The 11364-nt window shown below is 65.7% G+C and carries 12 protein-coding genes and 2 pseudogenes; 12 read left to right on the top strand and 2 right to left on the bottom strand.

Annotated elements, in window-relative coordinates; genetic code table 11:
- The 12 genes and pseudogenes from ABIR74_RS01205 to ABIR74_RS01150 form a co-directional block, all read left to right on the top strand.
- Positions 1-225, top strand: a pseudogene (locus ABIR74_RS01205) (heme ABC transporter ATP-binding protein); the annotation flags it as partial.
- Positions 222-1439: an ABC transporter permease gene (locus ABIR74_RS01200; RefSeq protein ID WP_348174783.1), complete on the top strand. Its 1218-nt coding sequence runs from the start codon at positions 222-224 to the stop codon at positions 1437-1439. The pseudogene ABIR74_RS01205 and the gene ABIR74_RS01200, both read left to right, overlap by 4 nt.
- Positions 1440-1744: 305 nt before the next feature.
- Positions 1745-2638: an ABC transporter permease gene (locus tag ABIR74_RS01195; RefSeq protein ID WP_348174784.1), complete on the top strand. Its 894-nt coding sequence runs from the start codon at positions 1745-1747 to the stop codon at positions 2636-2638.
- Positions 2638-2961: a hypothetical protein gene (locus ABIR74_RS01190; protein ID WP_348174782.1), complete on the top strand. Its 324-nt coding sequence runs from the start codon at positions 2638-2640 to the stop codon at positions 2959-2961. Before ABIR74_RS01195 ends, ABIR74_RS01190 begins: the two co-directional genes overlap by 1 nt.
- A 79-nt stretch (positions 2962-3040) precedes the next feature.
- Positions 3041-3721 carry a helix-turn-helix domain-containing protein gene (locus ABIR74_RS01185; protein WP_348174781.1) on the top strand — a complete coding sequence of 227 codons (681 nt, stop codon included), beginning with the start codon at positions 3041-3043 and terminating at the stop codon, positions 3719-3721.
- Complete coding sequence (locus ABIR74_RS01180; protein ID WP_348174780.1) at positions 3718-4965, top strand: CinA family nicotinamide mononucleotide deamidase-related protein; 1248 nt, start codon at positions 3718-3720, stop codon at positions 4963-4965. Before ABIR74_RS01185 ends, ABIR74_RS01180 begins: the two co-directional genes overlap by 4 nt.
- 179 nt (positions 4966-5144) lie before the next feature.
- Positions 5145-6236 (top strand): recombinase RecA, encoded by a 1092-nt coding sequence (gene recA / locus ABIR74_RS01175; protein ID WP_348174779.1) that lies wholly within the window; start codon positions 5145-5147, stop codon positions 6234-6236.
- Between the two features lie 61 nt (positions 6237-6297).
- Positions 6298-6879 carry a RecX family transcriptional regulator gene (locus ABIR74_RS01170; protein WP_348174778.1) on the top strand — a complete coding sequence of 194 codons (582 nt, stop codon included), beginning with the start codon at positions 6298-6300 and terminating at the stop codon, positions 6877-6879.
- 240 nt (positions 6880-7119) lie between these two features.
- Positions 7120-8652: a ribonuclease Y gene (gene rny / locus ABIR74_RS01165; protein ID WP_348174777.1), complete on the top strand. Its 1533-nt coding sequence runs from the start codon at positions 7120-7122 to the stop codon at positions 8650-8652.
- Positions 8653-8682: 30 nt separating this feature from the next.
- Complete coding sequence (locus ABIR74_RS01160; protein ID WP_348174776.1) at positions 8683-9084, top strand: PaaI family thioesterase; 402 nt, start codon at positions 8683-8685, stop codon at positions 9082-9084.
- Positions 9085-9110: 26 nt separating this feature from the next.
- On the top strand, positions 9111-9320 hold the full coding sequence (locus ABIR74_RS01155; protein WP_348174775.1) for a hypothetical protein: 210 nt from the start codon (positions 9111-9113) through the stop codon (positions 9318-9320).
- Between the two features lie 69 nt (positions 9321-9389).
- Positions 9390-10391 (top strand): hypothetical protein, encoded by a 1002-nt coding sequence (locus ABIR74_RS01150; protein WP_348174774.1) that lies wholly within the window; start codon positions 9390-9392, stop codon positions 10389-10391.
- A 35-nt stretch (positions 10392-10426) separates the two neighbouring features.
- On the opposite strand, the gene ABIR74_RS01145 is transcribed toward ABIR74_RS01150, so the two are convergent.
- Positions 10427-10996, bottom strand: coding sequence for a tetratricopeptide repeat protein (locus ABIR74_RS01145; RefSeq protein ID WP_348174773.1), 570 nt, complete (start codon positions 10994-10996; stop codon positions 10427-10429).
- Positions 10996-11364 (bottom strand): annotated as a pseudogene (locus ABIR74_RS01140) (hypothetical protein); the annotation flags it as partial. The gene ABIR74_RS01145 and the pseudogene ABIR74_RS01140, both read right to left, overlap by 1 nt.

Raw genomic sequence — 11364 nt, 5'->3', positions numbered from 1 at the left:
GACGTTGGAGCGATCGAGTTCGTGCACCGCCGGCTCGTCGAGGAGCGCGACGAGGGTCGGGCGATCCTCCTCGTCTCGCTTGAGCTAGAAGAAATTCTCTCGCTCTCGGATCGAATCCTCGTCATCTACGAGGGCGAGATCGTCGGAGAGTTCACGCCAGCAGCCTCCGAGAGCGAGCTTGGTGTCGCGATGACCGGTGGCGGCCGAGGGGAGGGGGCGGCGTGAGCGAGCCCGATCAGCCGCCTGCAGGGGCACCGGGGGATCCGTCGGGTCTTGGCCCCGGAGTACGACAGCCGTGGCTCGAGCGCTACGACGTCGCAGCCAAAGCGGGAGGGCTTCTTGCGCCGGTTCTAACAGCGCTTCTTGCATTTGCCGTAGGAGGACTCGTCGTGCTCATCACGACGGGCAAGAACCCGCTCGCCACCTATCGCGCGATCTTCGAGGGCGCAGGTTTCAACTGGTTCCTCCCCTGGGTCAGCGGCGCTGAACGACAGGCTGCAGCGTTCAATATGCAGCAGACGCTGATTATCACAACGACGCTCATCCTCACGGGCCTAGCTGTCGCGTTCGCCTTCCGGTGTGGCCTCTTCAACATCGGCGGTCAGGGCCAATTCATCATCGGTGCTATTTTCGCCGTCTGGATCGGATCCTCGTTCGAGGGTCTGAATCCATTCATCCATGTGCTTGTCGCCGCCGTCGCGGGGGCTCTGTGCGGGGCGCTATGGGCAGGTATCGCGGGCTTCCTGAAGGCGACGGTCGGCGCCCACGAGGTCATCTCGACGATCATGCTCAACTGGATCGCGATCTGGGTCGGTGTCTTTTTGTTTGGCCTTGGCGGGCCACTCCAGAATGATCGTCAGGAGTTCGTGCCGGTCTCGAACGACATTGTTGAAGGCGCAAAGCTTCCGGTCTTCTGGGGTGACCCCATCTTCCAGGGCCTGCACGTTGGATTCTTCGTCGCGATCGGCGCGCTCGTCATGTACTGGCTGATCCTGAGCCGAACGACGCTTGGGTACAGCGTCAAGGCAGTCGGCTTCAACCCGGAGGCGGCACGCTACGGTGGCATCAACGTCCCCCGTAACTACTTCCTTGCGATGGCGATCTCGGGTGCGTTTGCCGGAACGGCAGGGGCGATGGACGTTCTCGGCTGGCAGTACAGACTGTCCACGGACAGCATCAAGGGCGCCACGATCGCGTTCGTCGGAATCGCGGTAGCGCTACTCGGACGGAACACAGCGATCGGGGTCGCACTCGCCGCTCTGTTGTTCGCGGGGCTGCTCACCGGCACCGCAACCCGGAACCTGGATCCGGAGGTCTTCCGCCCTGAGCTCGCCTCGAACCTCACGTTGCTGATCCAGGGACTCGTCGTGCTCTTCGTCGGTGCGGACCTGATCGTGCTCTGGCTGATGGCCCGCGTGCGACGGAGGAAACCGGCATGACGTCGATGGCGCTCGCCACCGCAACGCGCGCCCCCGGCGCGCTTCGTGCCGTAGCGTGGTTCGGCATCGCGCTCGGTCTTGTGGGCGTCTGGATCGCGCTCCCGCCGATCTCCGCGCGTTCGTGGATCTGGAGCCTCGTCATCTGTCTCGTCGCCGTCATGCTCGGCATCGGGGTCCTGATCCGAGGAGAGCGTCGATTCGGCGGGTTCGCGATCGCGTCTGGTGTGCTCGGCTTCATCGTGGGCTACTTAGCGACTCTCTCGGGCGTTGGGAAGCTCGAGACTGTTGTCGTCTGGTCGGCGCTCATCGCGTCGACCTTCCGATTCGCGACGCCTCTGATCTTCGCGGCGCTCGGCGGGATGTTCAGCGAGCGCTCCGGCGTGACGAACATCGGACTCGAGGGGATGATGCTGATCGGCGCCTTCTTCGGCATCCTCGGCGCCGACAAGTTCGGCACGTGGTGGCTCGGATTGCTGACGGCGATCGCAGCGGGAGCCGTGACAGCGCTTCTCCATGCCGTGTTGTCGATCCACCTGCGCGCAGATCAGATCATCGGTGGCACTGCGATCAATTTCCTCGCGCTCGGCCTGACCGGCTACCTGTACATCGACATCTACGGTGCACAGGGCACGCCCACCGATATTCCCGGCATTCCGTCAGTCAACCTGGGGTTTCTGGACAGTGGGTCGTTCTTCGATGTCGTGTTCGGCGATCTCAACCTGATGATCTGGGTCGCGATCATCCTTGTTCCGCTCTCGTGGGTTGTCCTGTTCAAGACACCGATCGGGCTCAGGATCCGTGCTGTCGGTGAACATCCGAAGGCGGCCGACACGGTCGGCATATCCGTCTATGGCATCCGCTACGGCGCGGTCGTCTTGTCGGGCATGCTTGCCGCCTGTGGGGGCGCGTATCTCTCGATCGGGTTTCTCAACTCGTTCAACGAGAACATGACCGCCGGTCGTGGATTCATTGCCTTGGCAGCCGTCATCTTCGGGAACTGGCGGCCTTTCGGCGCTGCCGCAGCCTGTCTTCTCTTCGGATTCTCGAGCGCGCTAGCAAAGCGACTCCCGGAGTACTCTGAGTCGGCAGCCGTACTCTTTCAGGCGCTGCCGTACGTCCTCACGCTGATCGCCGTCGCGGGTGTTGTCGGCCGCTCGATCCCGCCCGCAGCGGTCGGTCGCCCGTACAAGAAGTCCTAATGGGAAGCCGTCGCGCAGCGTGGTCCGTCGTGCTCGGCGTGCTTGCGACCGTCACGCTTCCGGCAGCGATCGCGGCAACGCGATACTCGAGCTCGTTCGATCTCCTCCACGCCGGCTTCGCTATCCCCGTCGCCCTGGTGGCAGGTGTCGGAGCCGTTGTGCTCGCCCAACGCGCGCGCGCGATTGATCGCGCGACGCTCGGCCGCGATACGAGTGGGAAGGCCGCCACGTGGGGTCGCAGCCTGGGCATTCTCGGCCTCTGTCTCGCCGTCTCCGCGACGATCTCGATCGCCGTGTACGGTGTCCTGATGGCGGCTGACTAGTGCGCTGAGCCGCGTCGTGCGCCCCCGGCCTTGTCGTCCGCGGCAGACATTCCCGCAGTCTCGTCTAGACTGCGTATCCGTGTTCGAGATAGGCTCTAGCCTGCGCGAAGCCCGCACGCGCCAGGGGTTCGACTTCACCGAGATGGAGTTTCGAACCAAGGTGCGCGCGAAGTACCTGCGCGCGCTGGAAGCGGAGCAGTTCGACCAGCTCCCGGGGCACACCTACATCAAGGGATTCTTGCGCACGTACGCGGAATCGCTCGGCATGGACGGCCAGCTCTACGTCGACGAGTACAACTCGCGCTACGTCGCCGGTGAGGAGGAGCGTCCGCTGCGGACACGTCGCGTACCGACGCAGTCGCGCCGCCAGCGGCAGCATCGGGAGTCTCGACTCGTCGTGATCGCCGTCACCGCCATGATCCTCCTCACGGCACTCGTGATCGCGGCCTGGAAGTTCGGTGACCCGGCGGAGCCAATGGTGCAGGGAGTCAACGCCCCGTCGACACCTTCGGCGGCTGCCGTCGCAAAGGGCGTCTCGATCACCGCCGCGCGCGGAGCATCGTTCATGGAGGTTCGGGTCGCATCGGCTGCGGGCAAACCGCTCTATCGCGGCACCCTCGAGCGGGGACAGGTGAAGCGGTTCGCTCCCCAGAAGCTGACGATCACCGTCTCCTCGCCGAGGAACGTGATCATCCGCGTAGCGGGCGTCAGAGTGAAAGTGCCGAAGAGCGGTCAGCTCACCCTTCCGCGCGGCTCTTGACTCGTCCGAGCGTCGCAATCGTCGTCACGGGCAGCGAGCTCGTGCGCGGGGAGCGGACGGACCTCAACGGCCCGTTCTTCGCCCAGGAGGCCCTGCGCCTCGGCCTCCAGCCGGCGCGCATCACGATCGTCGGTGATGACCCCGGCGATCTCGAAGCCGCCCTGCGGGAGGGCCTCGAGCGCGAGGTCTGTCTTGTCTCCGGTGGACTCGGGCCCACGCATGACGATCGCACGATCGAGCTCGTCGCGCGTGTAGCTGGACGTCCACTCGTGGTCGACGCAGGGCTCGAGCTGGAGATCGAGGCCGTCTCACGTCGTTTCGCCGAGCGGATGAGACGCGACTATGCGGACTTCTCGGCCGGAGTTCGCAAGCAGGCGACGCTTCCTGCCGGAGCGCTCTCACTGGGAATCGCAGGAACCGCACCCGGCGTTGTCCTCGCTACCGGCTCGTGTGTGGTCGTCGTGCTCCCAGGCCCGCCGCGGGAGCTGCAGGAACTATGGCCTCGCGCGCTCGTAGCCCCGCCGGTGCAGGAGGTTCTTGCCCGCACGACGCGTCCGGGACGACGCGTTGCGCGGCTCTACGGCGTCAGCGAGTCCCTCGTCGCGAAGTCCCTCGCCGACGCCGGGGGCGACGGAGACGGCGTCGAGGTGACGATCTGTGCACGGGATTTCGAGATCCACGTCGACATCGTCGTCGAGCCAGGTGCGGAGGCGCGGGCGGACGCGCTCGAGGCGGCGTTGCTCGAGCCGATCAGCACGTTTCTCTTCGGACGAGACGAACGATCGATCGAGGAACTCGTTCTCGATGCCTGCCGAACGAGAGGCCTCACGCTCGGCTCCGCCGAATCGTGCACCGGTGGGCTCGTTGCCAAGCGGCTCACGGACGCCGCGGGGAGCAGCGATGTGTTCCGCGGCGGCATCGTCGCCTACGCGAACGAGGTGAAGCAGGGGCTGCTCGGCGTTCCTGGCCCGCTCCTCGAGGAACACGGTGCGGTGTCGCCGGAGGTTGCCTCAGCCATGGCGCACGGAGCCCGCGAGCGCCTGGAGGTCGATGTTGCAATCTCGGTCACCGGCGTTGCCGGACCGGGAGGGGGAACACCCGCTAAGCCGGTTGGCCTCGTCCACCTTCACGCTGTAGGGCCAATGGGAGAGATCCCGTTTCACATGGAGCTTCCCGGAGGCCGCGACGTGATCCGTGCGCGCTCGGCCGTGGCAGCTCTGCATCTCCTGCGTCGCCTGCTCTAGGGGTTTTCGATGACACAGTTCCGGTGCAGACCGGCATCCGTTTCGGCACGCAGGTCGCGCTAGCGTCGGAGGCATGCAGGAGGCCGGAGACGTGATGCGAACATATGTTTGCATTACGTCCGATGGACGTGCTTATCTACAGGGACGAAACCAGTGGAACGACGAGGAGGAATGACGAAATGAATCGCGAGGAAGCACTCGACGTCGCGCTCGGCCAGATCGAGCGACAGTTTGGAAAGGGCTCGGTCATGCGCATGAGCGACCAGGCTCAGGTTGCGATCGGGGCGGTGTCGACCGGGTCGCTGTCGCTCGACATGGCGCTCGGCATCGGTGGGTTGCCTCGCGGTCGCGTTGTCGAGGTCTTCGGGCCCGAGTCATCGGGGAAGACGACGCTCGTCTACCACGTCATTGCCGAGGCCCAGCGGCGTGGCGGCATCTGCGCATTCATCGACGCCGAGCACGCGATGGATCCTCAGTACGCCCGACGGATCGGCGTCAACATCGACGATCTGCTCGTCTCGCAGCCGGATACCGGCGAGCAGGCACTCGAGATCTGCGAGCTACTCGTTCGCTCGGGTGCCGTCGATGTCGTCGCAATCGACTCCGTCGCCGCGCTCACGCCCAAGGCCGAGATCGAGGGCGAGATGGGAGATAGTCACGTCGGCCTCCAGGCGCGGCTGATGAGCCAGGCGCTCCGCAAGCTGGCGGGCACGCTCAACCGCACGGACACGATCTGCCTCTTCACGAATCAGTTGCGCGAGAAGATCGGTGTCATGTTCGGCTCTCCCGAGACGACGCCGGGTGGCCGTGCGTTGAAGTTCTACGCGTCCGTTCGGCTCGACATCCGACGCATCGAGACCCTCAAGGATGGTGCCGAGGCGTACGGCAATCGCGTGCGTGTCAAGGTGGTCAAGAACAAGGTGGCGCCCCCGTTCAAGCAGGCGGAGTTCGACATCATCTACGGCAGCGGCATCTCCTGGGAGGGAACCGTGCTCGACGTCGGGATCGAGCGGAAGGTCGTTCAAAAGGCCGGCTCGTACTTCAGCTTCGGAGACGAGCGGCTGGGGCAGGGACGCCAGAACGCGACGGCGTTCCTCGGCGAGCATCCAGACCTCGTCCAGCAGATCCTCGCGCGGATCCAGGCAGAAGCCCCGCCCGAGCAGGTCGTCTCGGCACGCCTGCTGCCCCAGGCAGAGGGTGGATCCAACGTCGACGTGACACCGATCGAGGACGACGAAGCAGCGACCGAGAAGGTTCAGGTCGAGGCCTAACCCACCGCACCTCTCTATTCTTCCCGCGAGCGCGATGGCACACGGCAGGCGAGCACCCGTCGTGACAGCCCTTCGCGCGCGCGGGAAGGATCGGGTGGAGATCGATCTCGACGAGCGTCCCTGGCGCGTCGTGCCCACGGAGGCCGTGTTCGTTGCTCGCCTCTCGGTTGGAACCGCGCTCGATCGTGCGACGGCGCGGACGCTCGGGCGAGAGCTACGCCGCCTCAGGGCGCAAGCGCAGGCGCTGCGAGCGCTGCGAGCACGCGACCATACGGTCGCTTCGCTCGAGCAGAGACTCAAGGACAGGGGTGCCGCTCCGGGAGTTCGTCGCGAGACGCTCGAGGCGGCGCAGCGCGCCGGACTCGTCGACGATCAACGCTTCGCGCGCACCCGTGCGATGCTGCTCGCGACGAGGGGGGCGGGCAACCACTTGATCGCAGACGACCTCGAGCGGCAGGGAGTGTCGGACGACGAGATTCGCGTCGCCGTCGAGAGGCTCGAGGCGGAATCGGTCCGCGCCGGACGGATCATCGAAGCCCGCGGGAGCACGGCCAAGACAGCGCGGTACCTGGCCTCGAAGGGGTTTTCCGAGGAGACGCTCGAATCGCTCGTTGCGGACCTGTCCGCTGACGCTATAGACTAGGTGTGCTTCATCCGAACAATTGACCTGCACAGAGCGCATTCCCCGAAAACCGGCTGATCCAGTGACCACCCACCATCTGACCTCATCGAGCGTTGCGACAACCGCAGACCCGCGGAGGGAAGCCCGTCCGAGATAGACGCTGCTGTACGACCGGTTGACCGGGAGACCGCCAGTGCAGGCGGTGTCCGGATGTGAGCGACCGCGGCAATCGCCGCGTGACAACCCCCACCGGGAGCGTCCATGCTCACTGTCGCCGCAGCACTGATCGGAATCGCCGTCGGAGCGGTCGGGCTGTGGGTCTGGCTCCGGACGGTCAGCACGTCGCGGCTCCGGCTCGCCGAGGACCAGCGCCGATCGCTGCTCGCGGACGCCGAGCGCGAGGCAGAGACGACGCGGCGTGAAGCTCAGATCGAAGTCCGAGAGCATGCCGTCCAGCTGAGAGGCAACTTGGAGCGGGAGATTCAGGAGTCGCGCGTCGAGATGGCCAAGGCGGAGGCGCGGGTACAGCAGCAGGAGTCGGAGCTCGAGGCGAAGCGCGAGGAGCTGGCCCGGCGTGAGCAGGGCGTCGCCGATCGCGAGGTTCATACCAAGCAACTCCAGGAGCAGCTCAAGGCGGGGAGTGACGAAATGCTCCGTGAGCTCGAGCGCGTCGGCGGGCTCACGCTCGGCGATGCACGCGCGCAGCTACTCGAACGGTCGGAGGATCTCGTTCGGCACGAGCTCGCTCGCACCGTGCGGCAGCTCGACGAGGAGGCCCGTACCGACGCGAAGCGGAAGGCCCGCGCGCTCGTCGCCGACGCGCTCCAACGGGTAGCGGCGAGCCACACCGCCGAGACGACGGTCAGCGTCGTCGAGCTTGCGTCAGACGACATGAAGGGCCGGATCATCGGACGCGAGGGACGCAACATTCGCGCCCTCGAGCACCTCACCGGCGTTGACTTCATCATCGACGACACACCCCACGCGGTCGTGCTGTCCTCCTTCGACGGGCTCCGGCGAGAGCTCGCGCGGATGACGCTCGAGAAGCTGATCGAGGACGGACGGATCCATCCTGCGCGAATCGAGGAGATGTACTACCTCTCCAAGGCGGAGCTCGAGGATCAGGTTCGCCTCGCGGGCGAACAGGCCGTCTTCGAGGCGAACTGCGGCGAAGTCCACGAGGAGCTCGTGAACATCCTCGGGCGACTGCGGTACCGCACGAGCTACGGCCAGAACGTCCTGAAGCACACCCTGGAGGTCGTGCACCTTGCGGGAATCATGGCCGCCGAGCTTGGCGCTTCGGTGAAGACGGCGCGGCGGGCAGCGCTGCTCCACGACATCGGCAAGGCGATGACGCATGAGGTCGAAGGGACGCATGCTGCGGTCTCGGCGATGCTCGCCCGCCGCTACGGCGAGTCAGAGGGCGTTGTCCATGCGGTCGAGGCACATCACTACGAGGTGCAGCCTCAGACCGTCGAGGCTGTCCTCCTGATCTCGGCCGACGCGATCTCGGCCTCCCGCCCGGGTGCGCGCGGCGAGAGCCTCGAGCACTACATCAAGCGCCTCTCGGCACTGGAGGAGATCGCAACGGCGAAGCCTGGTGTCGCGAAGGCCTACGCTCTGCAGGCCGGTCGTGAGATCCGCGTCATCGTCGAGCCGACCGAGGTCGACGACGATGCGGCAGCCCTTCTCTCCCACGAGATAGCGCGCCAGATCGAGGATCAGCTCGAGTACCCCGGACAGGTCAAGGTGATCGTGATCCGGGAGAGTCGCGCGATCGAAATAGCGCACTAGCGACTCGGCATTCGTCTAGGATCTGCGCCCGTGACCGATCTCCTCAACGAGAAGCCCTCGCCACTCGACGCCGCGATCGGTCTCGTTGCAGTTGAGCTCCTGGAGAACGAGGTCGTTCTGAGGCTCGATCCTTCCCCCGCAGCCCTTGGCGACAGCGTCCCGAGGCCGTTCCTTCACGGAGGGACGCTCGCGACGTGCGTCGACACAGCTGGTTGGTACGCGCTGGAGCACACGAGCCCGGGTGGGTGGATCGCCGTTGATCTCCGTTGCGACTTCCTGCGCCTCGCCGCCCCCGAGCCCCACAGGGTGCTCGCCCGTACGCTGCACGCCGGTCGCACGCTCGGCACGGCTGACGTCGAGATCACACCGTGGGATGACCCCGAACGCCTCATCGCCGTCGGGCGTGCACGATACATTCGACCTCGGACATAGCGACCGTCAACCAACAAGGAGCGGTGATGGAACTCGGCAAAGCCTTTTACGTCAAACTGGTTGCAGGAATCTTCGCCATCGGCGTGGTTGCCCTGCTCGGCTTCGTCCTTTTCGATCGGCTCGTCTACCGCTACGGCATCATCGGCGGCACGGCCGTGATCGTCGGGATCCTTCTTCTGATCGCCTTTTTCTACGACCGTAAGCACGTGCGCAGCTATGACGATGCTGACGCCTGATCCGTCTCGAACGTTCACGCGGGTTGGCACTTCCATTTGCGAGGATGTACGGATAGAGTCTCGCCGACTTTGCGGCGCACCCTGGGACTTCTTGCAGCGGTAATAGCGACAGCGGCGCTCCTCTCGAGCGGCGCCAGCTCACGGCTCGTCAACCCCGCTGCGCCGGACGCCGGCGGAGTGGGGGAGGTGGCGATCTTCTACTACCCCTGGTACGGCACGGAGCGCGACGACGGGCAGTGGCAGCACTGGCAGCAGAACGGCCACAGCCCGCCGACGCAGGTCGCGTCTGGATGGTTCCCCGCACGCGGCCCGTATTCGTCGTCCGACGTCTCGGTCGTGCGCGCACAGATGAGGGAGATCGCGGCGATGGGGGTACAGACCGTGATCGTCTCCTGGTGGGGTACTCAGTCAACGGAAGCCACAAGGCTCCCGATCGTGTCGCAGCTTGCGCGGCAGGTAGGGCTGAGGGTCGCGTTGCACGTGGAGCCGTTCAAGGGACGAACGCCATCGTCGCTCGAGGATGACATCAACGGCTTTCTGGCAACAGGCATCACCGACTTCTACGTGTACGACTCGACGCTGACCGCGGACGCCGACTGGGCGGAGCTCAATGAGCGCCTCTCTGGAGGGCGGCTCTTCGCGAACACCGGAAAGCCCGGCAAAGCTCGCGCTGGCGGCTTCGACGGGCTCTACACCTACGACGTGTTGCTCCACGACGGCAGCTCGTTCCCGCGGATCTGTGCCTCCGCTCGTCGGCTCGGGCTCGTCTGCGCACCTTCGGTTGGGCCGGGATTCGACGCCGTGCGAGCGACGGGCGACGCGCGGGTGCGAGAGCGTGCGCACGGGCGGGTGTACGACCGGATGTGGCGCGGTGCGGTGCGCGCTGACGCAGACGTCGTCACGATCACGAGCTACAACGAGTGGCACGAGGGGACGCAGATCGAGGCGGCACGGAACGTGGGGCAGTCATATGCCTCCTACGACGGCGCCTACGGTCTCACAGGCCGAGCGGCGCAGCGTGCCTACATCGACCGGACGACCATGTGGGTCAAGCGCTACAACACCCGGTAGAGGCGCTTCCAGCTCTCGCTCATGGGATTCGTCGACTAGTAGAGCGCAGCAGCAAGGCGCCGACGATAGATCGTCGTCAGCGGATCGTCCGGGCCGAGACGCTCGAACAGGGCAACGGCGATCTCGCGTAGTCGGTCGCGATCGGCGGCAGCCGCTGCAGGTACAGCGTCGACGATGAACTGCAGTGCGCCCTCCACGTCATCACGGTCGAGGATCTCTACCAGCTCGGGCAGCTCCCCAGACGCGCGCAACTCGTCGAGGAGCGCATCCGCGCGCGGCGGAGCAAGCAACTCGTCGAGGAACATGTCCAGAGCGGCACGCGATCGTACACCGGTGAACTGCGCAACGACGCGGCCGTCCCGGAAGGCCTTCACCGCGGGGATACCGCTGACCGAGTACGTCTCGGAGAGACCGGGATTGGCGTCGACGTCGACCTTCACGAGCGCGACCGCGTCCCCGCGATCCTCAACGGCGGCCTCGATCACCGGGGCGAGCGCGTGGCAGGGCTGGCACCAGTCGGCCCAGAAATCTACGAGCACCGCCTGGGTCAGTGATCGGGTGATGACCTCGTGCTCGAAGGTGTCCTCGGTGGCTTCGACGGGCATCAGGAGATCTCCCAAGCGACGACGTCAGCGGCGCATCCCGCGATGAGTGCCGCCGGAACATGCTCGGCAGCGACGCCGGCGAGCGATCGGTGGTCGACGTCGATGTGGATCGGAGCCCAGCTCGAGAGGCCTAACGCCGCAGCACCGTCGCTCGTACCGATCCCGAGCAGGTCTCCCGTGGAGATCACACCCCGCGTCCCGTTCTGCCTCCGCGCAATTCCCTCGAGCTCGCGGAGCTCCTCGAGCGGGTCAATGCGCATGTTCGAGTCCGAGCCGATACACAGGGGGATCGACCGCTCGCGAACCGCCGAGACGCTGAGAAACCCGTCTCCGAGATCCGCCTCGGTCGTCGGGCAGGCACAGATACG

This window comes from Gaiella sp. (assembly GCF_039915195.1).
Classification (GTDB): Bacteria; Actinomycetota; Thermoleophilia; order Gaiellales; family Gaiellaceae; genus Gaiella.
The sequence above is the reverse complement of the archived record's forward strand: the minus strand, read 5'-3'. Positions and strand labels throughout refer to the sequence as shown.

What these genes read in the sequence shown, in the direction of transcription:
- ABIR74_RS01145 (WP_348174773.1), bottom strand. Translation starts at nt 10,996, where the DNA reads ATGCCCGTCGAAGCCACCGAGGACACCTTCGAGCACGAGGTCATCACC.
- rny (WP_348174777.1), top strand. Translation starts at nt 7,120, where the DNA reads ATGCTCACTGTCGCCGCAGCACTGATCGGAATCGCCGTCGGAGCGGTC.
- ABIR74_RS01190 (WP_348174782.1), top strand. Translation starts at nt 2,638, where the DNA reads ATGGGAAGCCGTCGCGCAGCGTGGTCCGTCGTGCTCGGCGTGCTTGCG.
- recA (WP_348174779.1), top strand. Translation starts at nt 5,145, where the DNA reads ATGAATCGCGAGGAAGCACTCGACGTCGCGCTCGGCCAGATCGAGCGA.
- ABIR74_RS01155 (WP_348174775.1), top strand. Translation starts at nt 9,111, where the DNA reads ATGGAACTCGGCAAAGCCTTTTACGTCAAACTGGTTGCAGGAATCTTC.